Annotated in this window: 19 protein-coding genes; 12 read left to right on the forward strand and 7 right to left on the reverse strand. The window is 65.4% G+C overall.

All coding sequences use genetic code 11. From position 1 onward, the window contains the following. Positions 1-241 precede the first annotated feature (241 nt). Positions 242-1,135: a YihY/virulence factor BrkB family protein gene (locus AC0L3X_RS30815; RefSeq protein WP_063985795.1), complete on the forward strand. Its 894-nt coding sequence runs from the start codon at positions 242-244 to the stop codon at positions 1,133-1,135. Here AC0L3X_RS30815 and AC0L3X_RS30820 read toward each other — a convergent pair. Both AC0L3X_RS30820 and gluQRS read right to left on the reverse strand, forming a co-directional pair. Then, positions 1,062-2,336, reverse strand: a complete 1,275-nt coding sequence (locus AC0L3X_RS30820) for an ATP-binding protein (RefSeq protein ID WP_063985796.1) — start codon at positions 2,334-2,336, stop codon at positions 1,062-1,064. The two genes, AC0L3X_RS30815 and AC0L3X_RS30820, sit on opposite strands and share 74 nt — an antisense overlap. A gap of 103 nt (positions 2,337-2,439) precedes the next feature. After that, positions 2,440-3,312 carry a tRNA glutamyl-Q(34) synthetase GluQRS gene (gene gluQRS, locus AC0L3X_RS30825; protein ID WP_063986731.1) on the reverse strand — a complete coding sequence of 291 codons (873 nt, stop codon included), beginning with the start codon at positions 3,310-3,312 and terminating at the stop codon, positions 2,440-2,442. 224 nt (positions 3,313-3,536) lie between these two features. Here gluQRS and AC0L3X_RS30830 point away from each other — a divergent pair, with 224 nt between their 5' ends. Next, the gene (locus AC0L3X_RS30830) at positions 3,537-4,190 is read left to right on the forward strand and encodes a DNA-3-methyladenine glycosylase family protein (protein ID WP_063985797.1); all 654 of its coding nucleotides are present in this window, start codon (positions 3,537-3,539) and stop codon (positions 4,188-4,190) included. Here AC0L3X_RS30830 and AC0L3X_RS30835 read toward each other — a convergent pair. Continuing rightward, positions 4,187-5,074: a LysR family transcriptional regulator gene (locus AC0L3X_RS30835; RefSeq protein WP_063985798.1), complete on the reverse strand. Its 888-nt coding sequence runs from the start codon at positions 5,072-5,074 to the stop codon at positions 4,187-4,189. The two genes, AC0L3X_RS30830 and AC0L3X_RS30835, sit on opposite strands and share 4 nt — an antisense overlap. Before the next feature lie 178 nt (positions 5,075-5,252). Between AC0L3X_RS30835 and AC0L3X_RS30840 the strand changes: the two genes are divergently transcribed. The 7 genes from AC0L3X_RS30840 to AC0L3X_RS30870 all read left to right on the forward strand — a co-directional run bounded on the left by AC0L3X_RS30840 (position 5,253) and on the right by AC0L3X_RS30870 (position 13,914). Further along, positions 5,253-6,227 carry an NAD(P)H-dependent flavin oxidoreductase gene (locus AC0L3X_RS30840; protein WP_063985799.1) on the forward strand — a complete coding sequence of 325 codons (975 nt, stop codon included), beginning with the start codon at positions 5,253-5,255 and terminating at the stop codon, positions 6,225-6,227. Between the two features lie 51 nt (positions 6,228-6,278). After that, entirely contained in the window at positions 6,279-7,454 is a 1,176-nt protein-coding gene (locus AC0L3X_RS30845; protein ID WP_231143667.1) for an ABC transporter substrate-binding protein, read from the forward strand. 10 nt (positions 7,455-7,464) lie between these two features. Then, complete coding sequence (locus AC0L3X_RS30850; protein ID WP_063985801.1) at positions 7,465-8,991, forward strand: acyl-CoA synthetase; 1,527 nt, start codon at positions 7,465-7,467, stop codon at positions 8,989-8,991. 98 nt (positions 8,992-9,089) lie between these two features. Then, positions 9,090-10,175 carry a DUF2855 family protein gene (locus tag AC0L3X_RS30855; protein ID WP_231143668.1) on the forward strand — a complete coding sequence of 362 codons (1,086 nt, stop codon included), beginning with the start codon at positions 9,090-9,092 and terminating at the stop codon, positions 10,173-10,175. A 77-nt stretch (positions 10,176-10,252) separates the two neighbouring features. Further along, positions 10,253-12,028, forward strand: a complete 1,776-nt coding sequence (locus tag AC0L3X_RS30860; protein ID WP_063985803.1) for a flavin-containing monooxygenase — start codon at positions 10,253-10,255, stop codon at positions 12,026-12,028. A gap of 129 nt (positions 12,029-12,157) precedes the next feature. After that, the gene (locus AC0L3X_RS30865) at positions 12,158-13,135 is read left to right on the forward strand and encodes a peptidyl-alpha-hydroxyglycine alpha-amidating lyase family protein (RefSeq protein ID WP_063985804.1); all 978 of its coding nucleotides are present in this window, start codon (positions 12,158-12,160) and stop codon (positions 13,133-13,135) included. 221 nt (positions 13,136-13,356) lie between these two features. Continuing rightward, positions 13,357-13,914 (forward strand): HNH endonuclease, encoded by a 558-nt coding sequence (locus AC0L3X_RS30870; protein WP_063985805.1) that lies wholly within the window; start codon positions 13,357-13,359, stop codon positions 13,912-13,914. Positions 13,915-14,004: 90 nt separating this feature from the next. On the opposite strand, the gene AC0L3X_RS30875 is transcribed toward AC0L3X_RS30870, so the two are convergent. From AC0L3X_RS30875 to AC0L3X_RS30885, 3 genes are all read right to left on the reverse strand, one after another. Beyond that, on the reverse strand, positions 14,005-15,348 hold the full coding sequence (locus AC0L3X_RS30875) for an FAD-dependent oxidoreductase (protein ID WP_084795311.1): 1,344 nt from the start codon (positions 15,346-15,348) through the stop codon (positions 14,005-14,007). A gap of 187 nt (positions 15,349-15,535) precedes the next feature. Beyond that, positions 15,536-17,029, reverse strand: coding sequence for a GH1 family beta-glucosidase (locus tag AC0L3X_RS30880; protein WP_063985807.1), 1,494 nt, complete (start codon positions 17,027-17,029; stop codon positions 15,536-15,538). A 2-nt stretch (positions 17,030-17,031) separates the two neighbouring features. Further along, on the reverse strand, positions 17,032-18,033 hold the full coding sequence (locus AC0L3X_RS30885) for a glycoside hydrolase family 16 protein (protein WP_063985808.1): 1,002 nt from the start codon (positions 18,031-18,033) through the stop codon (positions 17,032-17,034). A 334-nt stretch (positions 18,034-18,367) separates the two neighbouring features. On the opposite strand from AC0L3X_RS30885, the gene AC0L3X_RS30890 reads away from it, so the two are divergent. Further along, positions 18,368-19,615, forward strand: a complete 1,248-nt coding sequence (locus tag AC0L3X_RS30890; protein WP_063985809.1) for a glycosyltransferase family 87 protein — start codon at positions 18,368-18,370, stop codon at positions 19,613-19,615. A 5-nt stretch (positions 19,616-19,620) separates the two neighbouring features. On the opposite strand, the gene AC0L3X_RS30895 is transcribed toward AC0L3X_RS30890, so the two are convergent. Beyond that, positions 19,621-20,502: a DMT family transporter gene (locus AC0L3X_RS30895; protein ID WP_354132141.1), complete on the reverse strand. Its 882-nt coding sequence runs from the start codon at positions 20,500-20,502 to the stop codon at positions 19,621-19,623. A 146-nt stretch (positions 20,503-20,648) separates the two neighbouring features. On the opposite strand from AC0L3X_RS30895, the gene AC0L3X_RS30900 reads away from it, so the two are divergent. Further along, positions 20,649-20,870, forward strand: a complete 222-nt coding sequence (locus AC0L3X_RS30900) for a dodecin (RefSeq protein ID WP_063985811.1) — start codon at positions 20,649-20,651, stop codon at positions 20,868-20,870. Between the two features lie 179 nt (positions 20,871-21,049). Beyond that, entirely contained in the window at positions 21,050-22,954 is a 1,905-nt protein-coding gene (locus AC0L3X_RS30905; protein ID WP_354096121.1) for a sensor domain-containing diguanylate cyclase, read from the forward strand. The last annotated feature ends 149 nt before the right edge of the window (positions 22,955-23,103 follow it).

Here is a 23,103-nt window from a genome sequence, read left to right on the forward strand (position 1 = left end):
CCCCCCCGCCGCCGCCCCCGCCCCCCCCCCCCCCCCCCCCCCCCCCCCCCCCCCCCCCCCGCCGGGGCCCGCCCCCCCCCCCCCCCCCCCCCCCCCCGACGGGGGCGCTTCGCGATCTGGCTTTTAGGTCAATAATATCAGATGGTAGTGCGATGATTTCTGGTCTGCGCCAATTGCCCGGCTTTTTCGCCTCTCCCCGCGCACGGGGCGAGCGAGCGGCATCTGTCGTGTAGGTGGGCGCGTGAGGGCAATCCGCACCATCTACGTCGTCGTGGAAGATGCCTTCTACACCTTCCTCGCCGACGACGGCTGGGCGATCGCGAGCCATATCGCGCTGTCGACGCTGATGGCACTGTTCCCGTTCCTGATCGTGCTGACCTCGCTCGCCGGCTTCTTCGGCTCCAAGGAACTTGCCGATCAGGCCGCAAGCCTGATGCTTCAGGTCTGGCCCAAGCAGGTCGCCGATTCGATCTCGGGAGAAGTCCACGACGTTTTGACCACGACCCGCACCGGCGTGCTGACGATCGGCGCAGCGCTGTCGGTGTATTTCGCCTCCAACGGCGTCGAGGCGCTCCGCGTCGCGCTGAACCGCGCCTATGCGGTGGTGGAGATGCGGCGCTGGTACTGGCTGCGCCTTGAATCGATCGGCTACACGCTGGTCGCGGCCTTCACCGCGCTCGCGATGGCGTTCCTGATCGTGCTCGGGCCGCTCTTCATCGAGGCGGCGCGGCGCCATATCCCGCTGTTCGTCGAGTCCAACGAGAGCATCCTCACCTGGCTGCGCTACGGCATCACCGTGGGTGCGCTGGTGGTGGCGCTGATCATCCTGCATGCCTGGCTGCCGGCGGGACGGCGCGCCTTCCTCCAGATCCTGCCCGGCATCGTCTTCACCATCGTGGCGTCGCTGATCTCGGGCATCGTGTTCGGCCAATATCTGGCGCGCTTCGCCAACAACTACGTGACGATGTATGCGGGGCTCGCCTCGGTGATCATCGCGCTGGTGTTCCTGTATTTCATCGCCGCGATCTTCGTCTACGGCGGCGAGCTCAACGCCGCGATCATCAAGTCGCGGCTTCCTCACGGCGTTTCGCTTCAAGCAGCGCAGTCGCTAAAGCGCGCGGAGAAACAGGCTTGACCAGGAAGGCGTCGGCGCCGGCCTCGCGCGAGGCCGCCTCGTCCTCGCCACGGCCGGACACGCCGATGATGGGTATCTGAGCCAGCGGCGCCGGCATGGTCCGGATCCGCCTGATGGCCTCGACGCCGTCGATGCCAGGCAGCACCATGTCCATCAGCACCGCATCGAACGCGCCCTGCGCGAGCCGGTTCACCGCATCCTCGCCGCGCCCGATGAACTCGGCATGGTGGCCGAGCTCGGTCAGGATGGTGTTGAGCACGACGCGGCCGAACGGATTGTCCTCGACGCTGAGCACGCGCAGCGCGGCCATCGCATCCGCCTCGGCTTCGCCCTTCGACTTGCGGGACTTGCGCGATTCCGTCGCGTCGAGCGACATCGTCAACGTGAAGGTGGCGCCGCCGCCGCGCCGCGGGGCGACCGTGATGTCGCCGCCCATCGCGCGCGCCAGTTGCTTGACCGAGGAAAGGCCCAAGCCGGCGCCGCCGAAGCGCGAGGCGATGGTGACATTTGCCTGGGTGAAGGGGCGGAACAGCCGCTTGATCTCGGCCATGGTCAGGCCGATGCCGCTGTCGGACACCGCGAAGGCGACGCCGACCTTGCCCTTCGCCTTGTCTCTGGCCTTGCCTTTGGCGGGACGCCAAGGCGCGACCGCGAGCGCGACACCGCCCTGCTCGGTAAATTTGACGGCATTGTCGATCAGGTTCTCGAGCGCGGCGCGCAGGCGGACGGAATCGCCGACCACCAGCCCCGGCAGCTTCTCGGAGATATCGACCTGGGCCTGGAGGCCCTTGGCCGCGGCGCGTCCGGCGAGCGAATCGCCGGCGCTGCGGGCGAGCGCGCGCAGATCGAACAAATCCTGCCGCAAGGCACTTCCACCCTTGCCCGCCCCCTTGCCGGTCCTGGCGGCATCGACGAACAGGGTGGCAAGGCTCGCCAGATGCTCGGCACCGGCCTTGATGGTGTCGGCCCAGCGCCGCTCGCGCTCGCCGAGATCGGAAGTGGCGAGCAGGTCGCTGATCGCAAGAATCCCGGTCAGGGGGGTACGGACCTCATGGGCGAAGGCGGCGAGCGCGGCCTGGACCACGTCCGGCGCCACGGCCTTGGCGCTGCGCTTGCGCAACCGGCCGGTCGCCCCGGACCGCTTCCGAGGCGGTCGCCTGGACGTTCGCGTGGTGCGCGCTGAGCGCGTTTTCGCCGCCATGAATCCCTTCGAAGGGTCCCCTTCGATCCCCAGGCTCTCAAGCAAGCATCGCACGGCGGAACCCCTGGAGTCACGGCGGCGTTTTGCTAACCCCCAGAGAAACTTAACCTAATCCCACCAACCGGCGGATGCCGGCGGGCGTGGCGCCGTCAGCGCGCAGCTCGCGCAGGCCGGTCGAGCGGTCCGATTTCGACAACTTCCGGCCCGCCTCGTCCAGAATCAGGGCGTGGTGGCGATAGGCGGGTTCCGGCAGATCGAGCAGGACCTGGAGCAGGCGGTGAACCGAGGTGGCGTGAAACAGGTCCTGCCCCCGCACGACCTCGCTGATGCCCTGAAGCGCGTCGTCGACGACGACGGACAAATGGTAGCTGGTCGGCGTCTCCTTGCGGGCCAGGATGACGTCGCCCCAGGCCTCGGGCCGCGCGGGGACGGTACCATGCTCGCCGTCGGGGCCCACGCCCAGCTCAGTCCACCTCAGGCCGGCAACGCGTCGGCAGGCGGCCGCCATGTCGAGCCGGAGCGCGTAAGGCACGCCAGATGCAATGAGCCGGTCGCGCTCGCCGGCCGACAGCGATCTGGCGTCACCCGGATAAAGCGGCGCGCCATCGGGATCGCGCGGCCATGGCCCGGCGGCCTCGCGCGCGGTCACGAGCCTGGCGATCTCCGCGCGGCTTTCGAACGCGGGATAGACGAGACCAAGTGCAGAGAGTTTTTCGAGCGCGGCGCGATAAACCGCGAGATGCTCCGACTGCCGCCGCACCGGCGTTTCCCAGGCGATGCCGAGCCAGGCGAGGTCGTCGTAGATCGCCGTCTCATATTCCGGCCGGCAGCGCGTCGCGTCGATGTCCTCGATCCGCAGCAACAGCCGCCCGCCGGTCTCGCGCGCGCGGTCGAAATTGAGCAGCGCCGAATAGGCGTGGCCGAGATGCAAGAGGCCATTCGGACTGGGGGCAAAACGGAAAACGGGTGGCGCCATGCGGTGAAACTCGTCATGGCCGGGCATAGCCGTCCGAAGGGACGGCGTCGCTTCCGCTCGCCTATGTCCCGGCCATCCACGTTCTTCGGTGCGATACAGCGATCGTGTCAAGTCGTGGACAGATACGAACACTGTCACCCATGCTAGACATGTCGTGTGGTTAGAGAGACGTGGATGGCCGGGTCAAACCCGGCCATGACGCCGGAGAGAGTTTGCCGACCCAAATGACCATCCACCTCGAAACCCAGTCCGATCTCGAAGACGCCGTCCACGCGCTGATCAAGCGCGACCCGCGCCTCAAGCCCGTGCTCGAGATCGCCGGCATGCCCGCCTTGCGGCGGCGTGAGCCGGGTTTTACGGGGCTCGCCCACATCGTTTGCGGGCAGCAGCTTTCGACCGCGAGCGCCGCAGCGATCTGGGGGCGGCTGTCGGCCGCGTTCGATCCGTTCGACCATGAGGCCGTGAGCCGCGCCCGCACCGACCGGCTGGGACGGCTCGGCCTGTCCGCCGCCAAGATCAAGACGCTGAAACATCTCGCGCGCGAGATCAATGCGCAGCGGCTGAACCTCGATGTGCTTGCCGAGGAAGACGCCGAGGCCGCGCACCATACGCTGATCGCGCTGCCCGGCATCGGGCCATGGACGGCCGACGTCTATCTGCTGTTCTGCCTCGGGCACGGCGATGCCTGGCCGGCCGGCGACATCGCCGTGCAGGAGGGGATCAAAGTTGGCCTGGGCCTTCAGGCGCGGCCGACGGAGAAGCAGATGGCGCCGCTTGCCGAACCCTGGCGTCCCCTGCGCGGAGCAGCCGCGCATCTGTGGTGGAGCTATTATCGCGTGATCAAGAAGCGCGAAGGTGTCATCAGCAACCAGCCCTAGCCTCGCAGCCGTTCGCGATCGGCACGGGCGCATTCGGCCACGAAGTCGACGACGGCGCGCACCGCAGACAACTCGACCAGATCGGGATGGGCGAGCAGCCAGAGATCGGCGACGCTGACCAGTTTTTGCGGCGCGACGCGCACCAAGTCTGGATAGCTCTCCGCGACGAAGCAGGACAGCGCGGAGATTCCGATTCCAGCACGCACCGCCGCCAGCATGTCGCCCTGCGACGAGCAACGCATCACCATGGTGCCTTGCCGGGTGATCGCATCGCTCCAGCGCGCCAGCTGTGCGTTCGAATCCTGGTCGGCGAAGCCGATGACGCTGTGCCCCTTCCACTCGCCGCTCCGCTCCGGCAAGGACCGGCCCGTGGCATAGTCGCGCGAGGCATAGAAGCCGGTGCCGAGACGGCCGATCTTGCGGCCGACCAGATTTTCCTCGCCGCTGTCGACCGGTCGCAGCACGACGTCGGCCTCCCGCCGCCGCACGCTGGCCGGAAACGGATGGGTGATGATCTCGAGCCGAATGTGATCATGTGCGCCGAGAAACGATCGCAGCCGCGGCATCAGCCAGTGCGAGGCCAGCGTCGCGCCGATCGACAGCTTGACCGTGCCACGCGCCTTGCGACCGCCGGCGCCAACGGCGGCTTCGGCGCGGAGCGCGGCAGCGGCCATCGCCTCGGCATGCTCACGCAGCGTACGGCCGTCGGCGGTGAGCACGAAGCCGTCAGCGGCGCGCGCCAGCAGCTTGGTGCCGAGCTGCGCCTCCAGCGCCGCGATCTTGCGGCTGACGGTCGGATGGCTGGCGTGCAGACGCTTTGCCGCCGCAGTGAAGCTGCCGGTGTCGGCGACCGCAACGAAGGTCTTGCAGAGATCCCAATCCACGTCGGCTCCGTACAAATCTGAATATCCGCTTGTTCAATATTGAACGATCCCCGCCCGCCGTCCAACCCTATAGTGGGGTCAAACACGCCAGCGGCGGACACCCCGCCGACGCGACAATCGACATGGAAGCGCTCACCCCGGCCGGCAGGCTGGCGAAGTGCTTTGTCAGGAGGATCGGATGGCACTGCCCGCTCTGCTCAAGAACAATCTGGAGCTGCCCGTCGTCGGCTCGCCCCTCTTCATCGTCTCCGGGCCGGAGCTGGTGATCGCCCAATGCAAGGCCGGTGTCGTCGGCTCGTTTCCGGCGCTCAACGCCCGTCCGGTGGAAAAGCTCGACGAATGGCTGAGCCGCATCGAGGACGAGCTCGGCGAATACAAATCGCGCAATCCCGGCAAGAAGGTCGCGCCCTACGCCGTCAACCAGATCTGCCATGCCTCCAACGACCGCTTGATGAAGGACATGGAAACCTGTGTGAAGCACAGGGCGCCCATCATCATCACCTCACTGCGGCCGCCCGCCGAGATCGTCGAGGCCGCGCACTCCTATGGCGGGCTGGTGTTCCACGACGTCATCAACGTCAAGCATGCGCGCAAGGCCGCGGAGCAAGGCGTCGACGGACTGATCCTGGTGTGCGCCGGCGCCGGCGGACATGCCGGCATGCTGTCGCCGTTCGCGCTGGTGCGCGAGGTCAAGCAATGGTTCGACGGCGCGATCCTGCTGTCGGGCGCGATCAGTGACGGTTTTGGCATCGCCTCCGCGCTGACGCTGGGCGCCGACCTCGCCTATATGGGCACGCGCTTCATCGCGACGAAGGAAGCCAATGCCGACGAAGCCTACAAGTCCGCGCTGACGCAGCACGCCGCGCACGACATCGTCTACACCAACCTATTCACCGGCGTGCACGGCAACTATCTCGGCCCCTCGATCGCCGCCGCCGGGCTCGATCCGGACAATCTCCCGGTTGCCGACAAGACGAAGATGAATTTCGGCTCCGGCGGCAACATGAAATCCAAGGCGTGGCGCGACATCTGGGGCTCGGGCCAGGGCATCGGCCAGATCCTGGATGCGCCTCCGGTCGCCGAGCTGGTCGACCGGATGAAGGGCGAATTCGATCAGGCCCGGCAGGATTTCCTGATGCGCGCCAGCGCCTGACGGCTTGGTCCGACAGGAAAATTGGACTGACAAGACAAACGGGAGGACATCATGAAGCTGACAGCCGCGCTGACAGGCCTGTCGTTGCTGACGCTTGCCGCCGGCAGCGCCGGTGCGGACGAGATCCGGATCGGGCAGACCCTGCCCTATAGTGGCCCTGCCTCCGGCTTCGGCGCGATCGGACGGACGCAGGAGGCGTTCTTCGAGAAGGTCAACGCGGAGGGCGGCATCAACGGCCGCAAGGTCAAGTTCATCACGCTGGACGACGCCTACTCGCCGCCGAAGACGGTCGAGCAGACGAGAAAGCTGGTGGAGCAGGACGAGGTGCTGATGATGTTCGGCTCGCTCGGCACCGCCACCAACAGCGCCGTGCAGCGTTACCTCAACGCCAAGAAGGTGCCGCAGCTGTTCGTGCTCTCGGGCGCCACCAAATGGGCCGATCCGCAGAAGAATCCCTGGACGATGCCGGGCATGGCGGCCTACGAATCCGAGGGCGTCGTCTATGCCAAGTATATCTTGCAGTCCAAGCCCGACGCGAAGATCGCGATCCTGTCCCAGAACGACGATTTCGGCCGCGACTATGTCGCCGGCTTCAAGCGCGCGCTCGGGCCCAAGGCCGCAAGCATGATCATCGCGGAGGCGAGCTACGAGACCAGCGCGCCGACGATCAGCTCGCAGCTCTCGACGCTGAAGGCGTCAGGCGCCAACGTGCTGTTCGGCGTCGTGCTCGGCAAGTTCACCTCGCAGATGGTCAAGGGCGTAGCCGAGATCGGCTGGAAGCCGGAGCTGTTCTTCGTGCCGACCTCGGCCTCCTCGATCTCGTTCCTGGAGCCGGCGGGGCTGGACAATGCGGTCGGGCTGATCTCGTCGAGCAACCAGAAGGACACGATGGACCCGCAATGGGCCGACGATCCCGGCGTGAAGTCCTATTTCGCCTTCATGAAGCAATACATGCCGACCGCGGATCTCTCGAACTCCAACTACGCCGCGGGCTATCACTATGCCACGCTGCTGATGACGGTGCTGAGCGCCTGCAAGGACGATGTCAGCCGCGACAACATCTTGAAGCAGGCCGCGTCGCTGAAAGAGGTGAAGCTGCCGCTGCTGTTGCCCGGAATGAGCGTGTCGACTGGTCCGGACGACTATCTGCCGTTCCAGCAGCTTCAGCTCCGCCGCTTCAGCGGCAAGAGCTGGGTGCCGTTCGGCGGCATTCTCGATGACCGGTAGAGAACATCCCATGATCATCAGCGGCGAGCGCCGGATCGATTATCCAGACCTCCATGCGCGGATCAGACGGGCCGCAGGCGGGATCAGCACGCTCGGCGGGCGCGAGGGCACGCCGGTCGCCATGATGCTGCGCAATGACTTCGCCCTGTTCGAGGTCGTCGCGGCTTCCGCCGCGCTCGGCCGACCGGTGGTGCCGATCAACTGGCACCTGAAGGCCGCCGAAGTCCGCTATATCCTGGCCGACAGCGGCGCCAACATTTTGATCTGCCATGCCGACCTGCTGCCGCAGATTCGCGACGGCCTGCCGGAGGAACTGGCGCTCATGGTCGTGCCGACGCCGCCGGAGATTGCCGGCGCGTTCGACATCCCCGCCGCGCTCACAAAGGTGCCGGACGGATTGACCGATTGGGACAAATGGCGCGACAGCCAGGCGGAACTCACCCAGCCGCCTCGTCGCAGCGCGCCGATGTTCTACACGTCGGGCACCACCGGCATGCCGAAAGGCGTGCGGCGCATGCCGATGCGCCCCGAGCAGATCGCGGCGTCCGAGCGCGTCGGGGCGATCGCCTATGGCGTCAAGCCGAACGAGGATCAGGTCGTGCTGATGAACGGCCCGATGTACCATTCCGCTCCGCACTCCTACGGCATGCTGGCCTATCGCAGCGGCTGCACCATCGTGCTGGAACCGCGCTTCGATCCCGAAGACCTGCTGCAACTGATTGAGCGCCATCGCGTCACGCACATGCACATGGTTCCGACGATGTTCGTGCGCCTGCTGCGGCTGCCCGACGACATGAAGCGGCGTTACGACTTGTCCTCGCTGCGCTTTGTCGTTCATGGCGCGGCGCCCTGCCCGCCCGACGTGAAGAAGGCGATGATCGATTGGTGGGGAGGCGTCATCAACGAATATTTCGGCTCGACCGAGACCGGGATTCCGGTGTGGCACTCCGCGGCGGAGGCGCTGAAGAAGCCCGGCACCGTCGGCCGCGCCATCGAGGGCGGCGTCGTCAAGATCTTCCGCGCCGACGGCAGCCTGTGCGACGTCAACGAACCCGGCGAAATCTACATGCGGCAGGCCTCGGTGCCGGATTTCGACTATCACGGCAAGGCCGAAGCGCGCGCCGAGGCCGGCCGCGACGGGCTCGTCAGCGTCGGCGACGTCGGCTATCTCGACGAGGACGGCTATCTGTTCCTGTGCGACCGCAAGCGCGACATGGTGATCTCCGGCGGCGTCAACATCTATCCCGCCGAGATCGAGAATGCGCTGATCGGAATGCCCGGCGTGCGCGATTGCGCGGTGTTCGGCATTCCCGACGCCGAATTTGGCGAGCGGCTCTGCGCCTATGTCGAGCCGGAGCCGGGCGCAGCGCTCTCGTCCGCCGCGGTCCAGTCGTTCCTGCGCGAGCGGCTCGCCAATTTCAAGGTGCCGAAGGACGTCGAATTCCGCGACGCGCTGCCGCGCGAGGCGACGGGAAAGATCTTCAAGCGCAAGCTGCGGGAGCCCTATTGGGCGGGCCACGCGCGCGCCGGCGCGTAACGAACGGCTGCGAACGGCGTTTTAAACTATGTTGCTGTTGCAAAAGGATCATGGGTGAACGATGAAATGCCGGCGCGGACAAAGCCGGGATCAAAGCCATGACATCGATCGACTTCGTCGTTGCGAAAAATGACCTCGACCAGTGCAAGGTGGTCACGACCGAGCTTCCCGGCGCGGATGCGCTGCCGCCTGACGCCCTGCTCGTGAAGGTCGACCGCTTCGCCTTCACCGCCAACAACATCACCTATGCGGTGATGGGCGACGAGTTGAAATACTGGCAGCTCTTTCCCGCGCCGAACGGTTTTGGCAACATTCCGGTATGGGGCTTTGGCGAGGTGGTCGCGTCCAGTCATCCGAACATCGCCGTGGGCGAGCGCCTGTTCGGCTATTTCCCGATGGCGACGCATCTCGTCATCGAGGCGACGGACGTCAGCAAGCGCGGCCTTCGCGACGGTGCCGCACACCGGCAGGGCGTGGCGCCGGTCTACAACGCCTATGCCCGCGTCAGCGGCGATCCCGCTTACGCCGGCCGGAAGGGCGACTACCAGGCGCTGCTGCGGCCGCTGTTCATGCTGTCGTTCCTGGTCGACGACTTTCTGGCCGAGAACAACGACTTCGGCGCACGCACCGTGCTGCTCTCCAGCGCCTCGAGCAAGACCGCGTTCGGCCTCGCCCATATGCTGCATGTGCGCGGCCGCAAGGTGATCGGGCTGACGTCCGCCGGCAACAGCGGCTTTGTCTCGTCGCTCGGTTGCTATGACGAGGTCGTCACCTATGACCGCATTGCGTCGCTGCCATCGGATGCGCCAGTCGCCTTCGTTGACATGGCCGGCAACAGCGCGCTGCGCGCCGGATTGCATCAGCACTTCGGCGACCGGATGAAATGCTCCGTACGCGTCGGATTGACGCATCGCGCCACCGAGCCCGACGAAGGCGAGCTGCCCGGTGCAAAGCCGCGCTGGTTCTTCGCGCCCGACCAGATCCGCAAGCGCGCCAAGGAATGGGGCCCGGGCGGCATCGAGCAGCGCTTTGGCGCGGCATGGTCCGGCTTTGTGCCGCTACTGGAGAGAAGCCTGACCGTGGTCGAGAGCCGCGGCCCCGACGCGGTGCGGCAGGTGTTTCTCGATACGCTGAAAGGGCGTATTCCGCCTGAGCAGGGCCACATGCTCTCGCTGCTCGGGTAAACCGCTTTCGAGGCCCGTCGAACCGGTATAGCGTCAACCTCAGAGGAAACGCCGCGAAGACGGCCACGAGGTCGCGCATGCTGGACAAGACGAAGGATATTTCCGTCTCGGCGCAAGCCTGGCTCGATGAGTTCGAGCGCACGCTCGGCAAGCCCGATCCGGCCGCACTCGACCATCTCTTCCTCGCCGACAGTTTTTGGCGCGATGTGCTGGCGCTGAGCTGGAACCTGCAGACGATCGCGGGCCACGACCGGATTGCTCAAGCGCTGAGGGCGCTCGCGCCACAGGCGGCGCCGACCAACTTCACGATCGCGCCCGACCGCGCGGCGCCGCGCTGGGTCACGCGCGCCGGCACCAGCAATATCGAGGTCATCTTCAATTTCGAGACCGTGATCGGTCGCGGCAGCGGCATCGTTCGGCTCGTGCCCGATACCGCCGATGGCGACCGGCTGAAGGCGTGGACACTGCTCACCGCGCTCGACGAGCTCAAAGGGTTCGAGGAACAGCTCGGCACGTCGCGGCCGCGAGGGCAGGCCTATTCACGCGATTTCCGCGGGCCGAACTGGCTCGATTTGCGTAACGCAGCCCGCGACTACGCCGATCGCGATCCTGCCGTGCTGGTGGTCGGCGGCGGCCAGGCCGGCCTTGCGATTGCAGCACGGCTGAAGCAATTGAAGATCGACACACTGATCGTCGATCGCGAGACGCGGATCGGCGACAATTGGCGCAAGCGCTATCACGCGCTCACCCTGCACAACCAGGTGCAGGTCAATCACATGCCCTACATGCCGTTCCCGCCCAGCTGGCCGACCTACATCCCGAAGGACAAGCTCGCCAACTGGTTCGAAGCCTATGTCGACGCGATGGAGCTGGATTTCTGGACCGGCACCGAGTTCGAGGGCGGTAGCTACGACGACGCGAAGGGCTGCTGGACCGTCACGCTGCGGCGCACCGACGGCAGCAAGCGCACCATGCAGCCGCGCCATGTTGTGATGGCAACCGGCGTCAGCGGCATCGCGAACGTGCCTGATATTCCGACCCTCGCCAATTTCAAAGGCACGCTGCTGCATTCGAGCCGCTACGAGGACGGCGAGAACTGGACCGGCAAGCGCGCCATCGTGATCGGCACCGGCAACAGCGGCCACGACATCGCGCAGGATCTCTGCTCCAGCGGCGCCGAGGTGATTCTGGTGCAGCGCTCGCCGACGCTCGTCACCAATATCGAGCCGTCGGCGCAGCTCGCCTATGCGACCTACAACGAAGGCACCCTCGAGGACAACGACCTGATCGCGACCTCGATGCCGACGCCGCTCGCGAAGAAAACCCATGTGATGCTGACCGAGCAGTCGAAGGAGCTCGACAAGGAGCTGCTCGACGGCCTGCGCAACGTCGGATTCAAGCTCGACTTCGGCGAGGCCGGCACCGGCTGGCAGTTCAAATACCTCACCCGCGGCGGTGGCTATTATTTCAATGTCGGCTGCTCCAACCTGATCGTCGAGGGCGCGATCGGGCTCAGGCAGTTTGGGGACATCGAGAGCTTCACGGCCGAAGGCGCTCGGATGAAGGACGGCTCGATGATCGCGGCCGACCTCATCGTGCTCTCCACCGGTTACAAGCCGCAGGAATATCTGGTGCGAAAACTGTTCGGCGACGGCGTCGCCGACCGCGTCGGCCCGGTCTGGGGCTTTGGCGACGGCCTCGAGCTGCGCAACATGTATGCCCGCACCGGGCAGTCCGGCCTCTGGTTCATCGCCGGCAGCCTCGCGCAATGCCGGATCAACTCGAAATATCTCGCGCTCCAGATCAAGGCGGTCGAGGAAGGGATTTTGGGGCGTGAGGCGGGCGCCGCTTAAGCCTCGTCATTGCGAGCGCAGCGAAGCAATCCAGGATCTTTCCGCGAAGACAGTCTGGACTGCTTCGCTGCGCTCGCAATGACAGTGTAGAGACGATCGCGCCGCTGAAACGAAGAAGAGGAAAAACAAATGCCAGCCATTCTCGGCACCGGCGAGCACCGCTACCGCGTCGTCGAAAATTTCGCAAAGCTGCCCGACGGCTGGACACTGACCGACGTCGCCTCGGTCGCCGTCGACAGCAAGGACCGCGTCTACGTCTTCAACCGCGGAGCCCATCCGATGGTGGTGCTGGATCGCGAGGGCAATTTCCTCCGGAGCTGGGGTGAAGGCCTGTTCTCCCGCGCGCACGGCCTGCACATCGATGCCGACGACCATCTTTATTGCACCGATGACGGCGACCACACCGTGCGCAAATGCACCACCGACGGCAAGGTGCTGCTGACGATCGGCATCCCCGAGAAGCCGTCGCCGTTCATGAGCGGCGAGCCGTTCCATCGCTGCACCCACACCGCGCTGTCGCCGAAGGGCGATATCTACGTCTCCGACGGCTATGGCAATGCGCGCGTGCACAAGTTCACGCCGGACGGCAAGCTGCTCAAGAGCTGGGGCGAGCCCGGCACCGACCCCGGCCAGTTCAACATCGTGCACAACATCGCCGCCGACGCCGACGGTTTTGTCTATGTCGCCGACCGCGAGAACCACCGCGTGCAGGTGTTCGATGGCGAGGGCAAGTACGAGACGCAGTGGAACAACCTTCACCGGCCCTGCGCGCTGTGCTGCTGCGGTGGCGGCAAGAGCCCGACATTCGTGATCGGCGAGCTCGGCCCGGGCCTCGCCGTCAACCGCAAGGTGCCCAATCTCGGCCCGCGGCTGTCGATCGTGGACGCGCAAGGCAAACGCATCGCGCGGCTCGGCGGCGAGGAAGGGCCGGGTGTCGCCAGCGGAAAATTCCTGGCTCCGCACGGCATCGCGCTGGATTCGAAGGGCGACATCTATGTCGGCGAGGTCGGCGTCACCGACTGGAAGACGAGTTTTCCGGACCAGGAGATGCCGGCCGTGGTGCGCGCCACGCGATGCTTGCAGAAGCTGGAGCGGGTGCGGGAATAGCTGGGCGGGCGAGGCCGCGATGCGCTGTCGGGTCGACCCTGCCTCCCCCCGGCGTCGTCCTCGCCCCCCAAATCACGGCGGTTTTGAGCGCTTTGCCACCCCGCCGCCGCATTGCTTGCATCTGAATAAGTCGCTCAGCGGGCTTCACAATCCCGTCACGCTGCATGTAGTATGTCAGTACATGCTGCTTCGCAGCGTATATTGGAGGCCAGGAGCGTTACTTGAACGCACATGTCTCGCAAGGCAGTTGGCCGGTGTTGGTGCTGAATGCGGACTTCCGGCCGCTGAGTTACTACCCGCTGTCTCTCTGGTCGTGGCAGGACGCGATCAAGGCGGTGTTCCTCGACCGCGTCAACATCGTCGCGCATTACGATCAGGCGGTCCACAGTCCCACGCTGCAAATGCAGCTGCCGAGCGTCGTCTCGCTCAAATCCTTCGTCAAGCCGACCACGCATCCCGCGTTCACCCGGTTCAACGTCTTCCTGCGCGATCGTTTTGCCTGCCAATATTGCGGCTCGCCCGAAGACCTCACCTTCGACCACATCGTCCCGCGCAGCAAAGGCGGCCAGACCACCTGGGAGAACGTGGTCGCGGCATGCTCGCCCTGTAATCTGCGCAAGGGCAATCTCACGCCGGCGCAGGCAAAGATGTTTCCGCGCCAGAGCGCGTTCGCGCCGACCGTGCACCAGCTCCACCGCAACGGCCGCCTGTTCCCGCCGAATTATCTGCACGATAGCTGGCTGGACTATCTCTACTGGGATACGGAGCTGGATCCGTAGGGCGACGCTGTTCGCGCTCGGCCGTTCGTGCGACCTGCTGAAATCGAAAGATCGAGGACCCGTCGGGTCCTCGGTTCGTTTCATCGAACGTCACGCATTCTGCGCCAGCGAATGAGCCTCGATTCGTTGGCGGATATCGGGCGAATTGATCAGGTCGAACGGCTCGACGAGTTGCACGACATCAGAGAACGCGCGCTGAACCACCGGATCGGCCACGACGGCCCGGAATAGAGCCGCCTCGAACTGCCGGCTTTCCTCGTACCGCTCCGGGCGCTGGCCCCGTGTGGTTGGATAGGCGAAGTCAGCGTTCACGCCCATGTTCCAGGGTGCCTGAAGCAGCGCGCCCACTTCGGACATGAACCCAGCCTGGAGGGCCTCGATCGGGTCCGCCTCCCCGGCGACGCGATCCAGGATCTCGCGCAGCAACTTTGCCTCTCGCGCGGCGACCGTCATGCCCTGCCCGTAGACCGGATTGAACCGGCACAGCGAGTCCGCCACGGGGAGAATCCCGCGCGGCAGCCGCTTGAGCCGTTCAAAATGCCGCCAGCGGCTCGCGTCAAACACGAAATGCCGGAGGCCTCCGGGTGGCAAGAGCTTGTAGACTGCGTTGTAAATCGCCGGCGTCTTCAATTGGCGCGCAGCCGCAAGATAGTCCTCCCACGTGCCGGGGCGATTCGTCGCGCCGTGATGGGAGATCGATGTAAACCAGCGCCCGCCTTCGAGAGGGATGATCAACCCGGCCGTCGCCGACGTGGCGGGATCGGGCAACGTGACCAGATTGAGCCAGTCGAACGAGGTGCGCCCCGGACGGAGAACCGCGGTGGTGTAGCTGATGTCGACGCCCACGGCGGTCTCCTGCGGCCGTTCCCAGCCGAGGGCATCGAACAGGCCGAGCGTCGGCGCACCGCGGCCGGATGCATCTACCACGAGATCCGCCTCGATCGCCGCACCAACGCCTGCGTCGTTCTCGAACTTCACCATCGGCCGGGTTGCAGCCGGCACAATCTCCGTCACGCGGCTCTGCGATTGCACTTTGACATTGGCGATCGCAGTCACCTTTCGGCGCAGCGTATGCTCGATCAGCGGCCGCGAGCCACACAGCAGCGACGTCCCGCAGTCGCGCCTTGGCAGCGCGCCGACATCTGGCCGCTCGTACTGGACGTCCTTGAAGACATTCACGGGAACTGCACCGGCGGCGGCAAGATCCTGCGCGAAACCCGGGAAAAGGGAGTCGAGGGCCTGCAGCCCACCGGCCAGAAGAAGATGCGGATGCCGATCCTGGGGAACGCCGGCGCGGGACATGATCGAAGCCGGCAGGACATCGCGTTCGAGAATGACGACTTCCTGGAAGGCGGAAGAAAGCGCACCGGCGGCAGACAATCCTCCAATCCCCGCTCCGATGACAACCGCGCGTTGCCCAAAATGACGGCTCATACTTATTCCTTTGGTTCGATTCACCACCTTTCTGTGCGTGGACCGCACTACGGGAATGTTTCCAATCGCGAGATCTTTGTTTCGATTGCAACGGAGCGGCCGCGATGCGCGCTTCAAGGAGAAACGAACGGCGCCGTGGCGCGGGTCTATTGTGGGCCAGGAGAGTAGCGGGGGCTAGGCGTCCAGCTCACACCCCGATCGCATTCCGCATCACCACGTCCCGATAGAACGCCGCGCTCAGCTTCGGCAGGCGCGCTTGGGTCTCGAAGTCGACCCGGTAGAGGCCGAAGCGCTTGCCGTAGCCGTAGATCCACTCGAAATTGTCCATCAGGCTCCACAGGAAATAGCCGCGAATCGGCACGCCCTCGGCGATCGCACGCTGCATCTGGGTCAGGTAATTGCGCAGGAACATGATGCGGTCGAGATCGTAGACCTGGCCGTCAGTAGCGATCTTGTCCTCGGACGAGGTGCCGTTCTCGCTGATATAGATGGTCTCGATGTTCCAGATTTTTGCGGCGAGACGCGGGGCCCAGTAGATCACCTCAGGGCCGACCCGCAGCCATTCCGAGTTCATGTGCGGGAACGAGGCTGGGAACGGCAGCACGCGGAAGCCCGACGCGCGCTCGGAGGCCGTGACGTAGTATTGCGGCGCGTAGATGTTGAGCCCGACGAAATCGTTCGGCGTGCCGATGATCTTCAACTCGTCAGGGGTGAATTTCGGCGCATCCGCCCCGGCATAGGCGAGGAAGCCGTCGGTGTACTTGCCCTCCAGCACCACGCCAAGAAAGCCGGCGTTGAGCTCACGCGTTGCGATCTCGGCAGCGCGGATATTTTCCGGCGTCGCGATGGCCGGCACGCAGGCCGCGATGTTTTCGGCGGCACCGACGCGGGTGCCGGCGCGGCCCGACGCGCGGATCGCCTGCACGGCAAGCCCATGCGCCAGCGCGACGTGATGGCGCGCCTGGTTGAGCTGCGCGGTCGGCAGCTTGAGGCCGGGCGCGTCGATGCCCCAGCCATAGCCGAAGTTCACGAAGCGCCCGACCTCGTTCACGGTGAAGATGGTTTTGACCCGATCGGTCAGGCGCGCGGCGACATAGGCGGAGTAATCTGCAAAAGCCTTCGACGTGTCGCTCGACTGCCAGCCGCCGACGCGATCCTGGAGCGCCTGCGGCAGGTCCCAATGATAGAGCGTCGCATAGGGCTCGATGCCGTTCGCGAGCAGCTCGTCGACGAGCCGGTTGTAGAAATCGAGCCCCTTCGGATTGGGCTGGCCCGATCCATCCGGAAACACCCGCGGCCACGCAATCGAGAAGCGGTAGGCCTTGACGCCGAGCGCCTTAATCAGCGCGACGTCGTCCTTGTAGCGGTGATAGTGCTCGTTGGCGCGGTCGCCGGTCGAGCCGTCCTCGATCTTGCCGGGCGTGTGGCTGAAAATGTCCCAGATCGATTGGCCGCGGCCGTCCTCGTCGACGGCGCCCTCGATCTGGTAGGACGAGGTCGCCGTGCCCCACAAAAAATCCTTGGGAAAGGGCGCGTGGCGATCGGCCGATGCGGGCGCCTCATTATCTGCAGCCTTGTTATCTGCAACCTTGTTATCCGCAGCCCTGGCACCCGCCGCTGCACCAAGCGCGGCGAGCCCCGCGAGCTTCGCAAGATCGCGCCGCGAGACATCAGCTGACATCGCTATCTCCGAGCTTGCTCCATGTCGATCTGATAGGCGGAGATCCGGTCGATCTCGAATGCGACCGTGGGCGGCGATTCCGCATCAACCGGACCGACGCCGAGAAAGAATTTCGATCCGATCGCAAGATTGACGATCATGTACATGGGATCATCGAAGCCGATCGGCACCTTGATGTCGGAGACCGGCTTGCGGTCGATGAAATAGACCAGGCGATCCTCCTCCCACAGCACACCGTAATTGTGGAACATGCTGGAGGCATCGCCGACCGCATAGTCGAAGCCGCAGGACTGGATCTTCTGGGTCGACGGAATCCGCCAATGCGTCGTCATCACGAGATCGCCGGGCCGCTCGCCGCGGCCTTCCAGCACGTCGACCTCCGGCGGCCAGCCGCCGTCGTCCGCCAGCATCCAGAACGCCGGCCAGACCGCATGGCCGACCGGCACCTTGGCGCGGATTTCGAAATAGCCGTGCTTCTGCGCGAACGTGCCCTGCGTGGTCAGGATTCCCGAGATGTACTCGTTGTTGAACAGAACGGACTTCAGTTCCGGCGGCGTGCGGCTGGCGACGATCGAGAGCACGCCGTCCTTCACCTTGAACGGATCTAACCCAAGCGGCGTCCCCGCACGCCCCGAATAGCGCGGATCGACATAGATCTGCTGCTCGCCATTGGCGCTGGTCTTGCGCTTGAAGTCGGAGCCGTCACCGCCCCAATAGCGCGCTTCCGGCCACGCCGCACCGCCGGCGTAATGCGGCACCCAGCGACCGGTCGCAAGCGGATGCTCGTCAAAGTCATCGTTGAAAGTCCGGCGCAGCGGCAGGAAGGCGCGCAAGGCGGGATTGGCCGTCTCAAGCTTGCGGCACTCGATCATGGAGGGATCGGTGGTCACTTGCAGCGTCATCGTGCCGGGCGCAGCATCGAGATCGTCCTGCGCGACGCCCGGCGCGGGCACGGCAGACAGGCCGATCGCAACCAGAGCGCCCTTCGTCCAACTGTCGATCATCACCGCACATCGAACTTGGCAGAAAATTTGGCAGGATATGCGCAGGTTAGCTCGCCTGTCTTCGAGCGGGCAAGCACGGCCATCTGTGCGGGCGGGCGATTTCGAAAAGGTCATCTCGACATCGCATCCAGGTTCGCCCGGAAATCGCGTCATCCCGGGCGCAAGATCGGCGGTTAACCGGGCCAGTTCCGCGCGCCCCGGCTCCGCCAGAGAGGCGCCGGCGCCAAATCCTTCCGCATTCGTTACCGTCCCTTAAGCCTCCGATGGCAGTTTGGCCGGGATCCGCGGCCCTGCCCGTCCAACCGCCGATCCATCAGGTCCAAGGTCGTCGCTCATGTTTGCCGAGACGCTGGAAGCGGTTCAGTCCTCGCCATCGAAGCGGACTACCTATGTCCGCTTCGTGCTGGCGGCGCTAGCGTCGATCGCCGTCTTCAAGGCCTTCTGGTTCGCACGCTTCGGCGGCTGGACGGATCGCGAGCTCTCCGACTTCGATGCCTTCCACATCGTAGCGCAGCATGTCTGGCGCGGCGATCTCGACCAGGTCTATCATTTCGATGCCCTGCTGAAGATGCAGATGGAGGCAGCCGGCGGCGCCACCGGCTTCATGCCCTGGACCTATCCGCCGCAATACGACCTCTTGCTCGCGCCGTTCGCATTCCTGCCGGTCGGCGTCGGCTATCTCCTCTTCACCGCCGCGACGCTTGCACTCTATCTCGTGACGCTCCGGGCGATCGCCGGCCGGAATTTCGCGCAGGTGCTGGTGATCCTGTTTCCGGCGATGGCGATCACCATCGGCTGCGGGCAGAACGGCTTTCTGACGGGGGCGCTGATCGGGCTGGTCTGCCTCAACGTGGAGCGGCGGCAGCTGTTGGCCGGCCTCGCGCTCGGCGCCATGGTAATCAAGCCGCACCTGGCGATTGCCGCCGGCGTCTATCTGCTGGTGACGCGGCGCTGGATTGCGCTCGGAACGGCCGCGGCCGTCGTATTGGCGAGCTCACTGCTCTGCACGCTCCTCTTCGGGTGGCAGATCTGGCTCGCGTGGCTCGGAGCGATCAGGGAATCGGCGGGCTATCTCGAGCAGGGCTTCTACCCACTCTTCCGCATGATCTCGACCTATGCGGCGCTGTACAAGGCCGGCCTTCCCGCAAGCGCCGCCTTCTGGGGACAGACGGCAGTTGCCGGGCTGGCCTTGTTCGCCGTCCTTCTCGGTGCGGCGCGGGGCGCTTCACCGGCCTTCACGCTCGGTGCCGCCGTGATGGTATCCGTGATGATCAGCCCCTATGCGTATGATTACGATCTGCCGATGGTCGGGATCGGTCTGGCCCTGATGCTGCCCGATCTCGCCAGGATGGCAAGCCCGCGCGAGCGGAGCGTCATATACGGGCTGATCCTGTTCGCCGGAGCCTATGGGCTGTTGCAGTCGGGGCGGCTCGCGGTGCAATTCGGGCAGAAGGCCGATCCCGACCAACATTTCGCGCCCGCTCTGGGTGGCTTCGCCCTGATGGCGCTCCTGGTCCTGCTGCTGCGGCTGCTGTGGCGCGGGACGCAGCCGGCGCCCATCCTGTCGCAGGCCGCGGAATAAAGCCTCTACGTCCGCTGCAATGCCAGCGTCACGCCGCCGAGCGTGAGCGCCATCGCCGCCCATTCGCGCAGGCCCAGCGGCTCGCCCAGGATGATCGCGGCGGAGACGACGCCGATCACGGGAACGATCAGCATGCCGGTCGAAGCCGAGGTCGGCGGCAGGCGGCGCAGCGTCTCGAACCAGGTGACGTAACAGACGCCCATCGGCACCAGCGTCATATAGACGAAGCAGCCGAGTCCCAGCGGGGTGATCGCGGTGATGTCGGGATGCTCGAACAGGATGCCGAGGATCAGCATCGTGGCGCAGCCGAGCCCAACCTGCCAGGCGACGACCACGAGCGGCGGCATCGGCAGCGGTTTCCGGTTGAGGACATTGCCGAGCGCGAACAGGATGGCGCAGAGCAGTGCGAGCGCGATGCCGAGCAGCTTGTCGGCGCCGAACGCAAAGCCATGGCCGCCGAGGAGCAGCGCGACGCCGGCGACGCCGAGGACGAGACCCAAAATATCCCGCATGGTCGGCCGCGTACCCAGCACCGGCCAGGCGAACAGCATGGCCCAGATCGGCATCGTATAGGCGAGCAGAGCCCCCTCGCTCACGGTCACATATTTCATCGCGACCGTGCCGAGCCCCATCCAGGCAAGGACGTTGGTGAGGGTCGCAAACAACAGCCGCGGAATCGCCTCGCGCGGAACGGCGAAGGATTCCTTCCGGCTCAGTACCAGCACACCGAGAATGAGCGAGGCGCAGACGCCGGCCAGCCCGCGCGCGAACAGCGGCGGCCATTGCTGGCGCAGCAGCTTCATCAATGGCCAGTTCAGCGCCCAGCCGAACGCGGTCACACCGAGGCAGAGAGAGCCGATCGTCCTGTCGCGCCGCGCCGAATCCATGGACAGCGCTTAGCAGGCGGGTGCGGCGCACTCCACCTCGGCTGGCGCATGCGGGCCATGGCGGACGATGGAACCGGGAACGCCGGTACCCGTTCAAATGGGAGCGGGTGGCGGTGGTGCCGCAGCGCAAACGAGGGAGACGTACCATGCCCACAGCCGAGACGGATCACGTCTACAAGATCCTGGAGCTGGTCGGATCATCCGAAACCTCCATCGAGGATGCGATCAAGAATGCGATCAGCCGCGCCGCCAAGACCGTTCGCGAAATGAAATGGTTCGAGGTGGTGCAGACACGCGGTCACATCGAGAATGGCGCCGTCCGCCACTACCAGGTGACGCTGCGCGTCGGCTTCACGCTGATGGACTGACGCGACAGACGCCGCGCGAAACATCCTGCCGCGGCGGCGTGGTTAACATCCGACGATGAGAGTCGATCAAAATATCGACGATCTCCTCTGGCTGACTACGGACGCGCAAAATCATCGCGGAAGTTGCAACAGGCCGTTAAGACCAAAGTGAGAGGTTTGCTCCGATTTGGAGCAAGCCGATGGTCACGGCCCGCGAGCTCGGCAAGACGCGCCTTCCGCTCTGGGCGGCGGGATTCGTCGTGCTGATCTGCGTGGCGATCCTCGGCTTGAGCGTCTGGCGCGAATGGGAAACGCACAACGCCGATCTCAGGAACGCCGAGATCGACGTCGCCAACCTCGCGCATTCCCTGGTCCAGCACGCGGACGACACGTTCGAGCTTGCCGATACGATCCTGGTCGGACTGGTCCATCGCCTCGAACTCGACGGAACCGGCCCGGACACGATCGCGAAGCTCCAGACTTACCTGCCGACCCGCAAATCATCGGACCGCATCCGCGGCATCTTCGTCTATGACGAGACCGGCCGATGGCTTGCTACGACCGAGCATCTCGACTTCGCCAAGCTCAACAACAGCGATCGCGAATATTTCCGGCAGCACCGTGATTCCCGGGCGAAGGACACGCTGATCGGCCGGCCCATCAAGAGCCGCGCCGGCGGCCAGTGGATCATCACCGCGTCACGCCGGATCAACCACCCCGACGGCAGCTTTGCCGGCGTCGCGCTGCTAACGATCGACGTCGCCTATTTCGCGAAATTCTACGAGCGCTTCGACGTCGGGTCGAACGGCTCGGCATCGCTGCTCAACGACGCCGGTATCATGCTGGCGCGGAGCCACGACGAGAGCGGCGCCTTCATCGGGCGCGACCTCTCCAATGCGCCGCTGTTCAGGGAATGGAAAAGTCGCCCGGCGGCTGCGGTCTACTATTTCAAGTCGCCGCTCGATGGCGTGCAGCGGCTGAGCTACTATCAGCGCAGCAACCGCTATCCGCTGATGGTGCTGGCGAGCAAGTCGCAGGACGACGTGCTGGCGCCCTGGCGGCGCGCGGCAGCCGTACGCACGGTCTTCGTGCTCGGCCTCGTCGCGCTGATCGCGGTGATCGGCTTCTACCTGGTCCGCCAGCTCTGGCAGCGGCAGCGAATGGCGCAGGCCCTGGTCGCGAATGAAGCCCATTTCCGCCTGCTCGCCGAGCAATCCAGCGACATGGTATCCCGGATCGGGCTGGATAACCGGCTGCTCTACGTCTCGCCCTCGTGCGTGCGCATCATCGGCTGGTCTCCCGAGGAGCTGCTCGGCACGTCAGCGGTGGCCGGTATCCACGCGGACGACATGGAGCGGGTCGAGCAGGCCATCGCAGCGCTGAAGAACGGCGAGGCCGAGGAAGCGCGGTTCGTCTATCGCCAGCGCCATCGCGACAAGGGCGATATCTGGGCCGAGGCGGCCTTGCACGTGACCCGAGCCTCCGACAGCGGCGAAGTCGACGGTGTCGTCGCGGTCGTGCGCGACATGACCGAGCAGAAGGACTTGCAGGACAAACTGGCATCGCTCGCGACCACCGATGGCCTGACCGGCCTTGCCAACCGCCGCGCGTTCGACGAACGCCTCGCGGAGGAATGGGCACGCGCCCGGCGCGACGGCACGCAGATCTCGCTCCTGTTGATCGACGTCGATCAGTTCAAGAAATTCAACGATCATTACGGACATCAGGCGGGCGACGGATGCCTGCGCGCACTCGGCCGGATCCTGTCCGCTCAGGCCAGGCGCCCGGCTGACCTCGCGGCGCGCTACGGCGGCGAGGAATTCGCCGTTCTGTTGCCGAACACCGGCCCGGATGGTTGCGCCGAAGTCGGCGAAGGGATTCGCGAGGCACTGCACGACCTCGCCATGCTGCATGCGCAGAATCCGCCCTCCCGGCTGGTTACGGCAAGCATCGGCGCTGCGACAAGCCTTCCATCTCAGACCGCGCTGGACTGCAACACGCTGGTCGCCGGCGCCGACCGCGCGCTCTACGCCGCCAAGGACAGCGGCCGTGACCGTATGGTGATGTCGGGACAGGTCGTGCCCTGGCCCGCGAAGAGCGCGTGACGAATTCTGCCAGGCGTAGCGAACGCCGCCCTTTCCTGCGTAGCAGGCAAGCGAGGCTAGCGCGGCGTGCACATGCGGCACATCGGCGCGCGCCAATTCCTGCCCACCATCGCTTGCGCACCGATTTCTGAATGGCTACATCCCGAGGC

This window comes from Bradyrhizobium sp. MI1.7 (assembly GCF_055811795.1).

Bases quoted from the DNA above. Each gene is read 5' to 3' on its own strand.
- AC0L3X_RS30820 (WP_063985796.1), bottom strand. From the start codon at position 2,336: ATGGCGGCGAAAACGCGCTCAGCGCGCACCACGCGAACGTCCAGGCGA.
- gluQRS (WP_063986731.1), bottom strand. From the start codon at position 3,312: ATGGCGCCACCCGTTTTCCGTTTTGCCCCCAGTCCGAATGGCCTCTTG.
- AC0L3X_RS30830 (WP_063985797.1), top strand. From the start codon at position 3,537: ATGACCATCCACCTCGAAACCCAGTCCGATCTCGAAGACGCCGTCCAC.
- AC0L3X_RS30840 (WP_063985799.1), top strand. From the start codon at position 5,253: ATGGCACTGCCCGCTCTGCTCAAGAACAATCTGGAGCTGCCCGTCGTC.
- AC0L3X_RS30845 (WP_231143667.1), top strand. From the start codon at position 6,279: ATGAAGCTGACAGCCGCGCTGACAGGCCTGTCGTTGCTGACGCTTGCC.
- AC0L3X_RS30850 (WP_063985801.1), top strand. From the start codon at position 7,465: ATGATCATCAGCGGCGAGCGCCGGATCGATTATCCAGACCTCCATGCG.
- AC0L3X_RS30855 (WP_231143668.1), top strand. From the start codon at position 9,090: ATGACATCGATCGACTTCGTCGTTGCGAAAAATGACCTCGACCAGTGC.
- AC0L3X_RS30860 (WP_063985803.1), top strand. From the start codon at position 10,253: ATGCTGGACAAGACGAAGGATATTTCCGTCTCGGCGCAAGCCTGGCTC.
- AC0L3X_RS30865 (WP_063985804.1), top strand. From the start codon at position 12,158: ATGCCAGCCATTCTCGGCACCGGCGAGCACCGCTACCGCGTCGTCGAA.
- AC0L3X_RS30875 (WP_084795311.1), bottom strand. From the start codon at position 15,348: ATGAGCCGTCATTTTGGGCAACGCGCGGTTGTCATCGGAGCGGGGATT.
- AC0L3X_RS30880 (WP_063985807.1), bottom strand. From the start codon at position 17,029: ATGTCAGCTGATGTCTCGCGGCGCGATCTTGCGAAGCTCGCGGGGCTC.
- AC0L3X_RS30885 (WP_063985808.1), bottom strand. From the start codon at position 18,033: ATGATCGACAGTTGGACGAAGGGCGCTCTGGTTGCGATCGGCCTGTCT.
- AC0L3X_RS30890 (WP_063985809.1), top strand. From the start codon at position 18,368: ATGTTTGCCGAGACGCTGGAAGCGGTTCAGTCCTCGCCATCGAAGCGG.
- AC0L3X_RS30895 (WP_354132141.1), bottom strand. From the start codon at position 20,502: ATGGATTCGGCGCGGCGCGACAGGACGATCGGCTCTCTCTGCCTCGGT.
- AC0L3X_RS30900 (WP_063985811.1), top strand. From the start codon at position 20,649: ATGCCCACAGCCGAGACGGATCACGTCTACAAGATCCTGGAGCTGGTC.
- AC0L3X_RS30905 (WP_354096121.1), top strand. From the start codon at position 21,050: ATGGTCACGGCCCGCGAGCTCGGCAAGACGCGCCTTCCGCTCTGGGCG.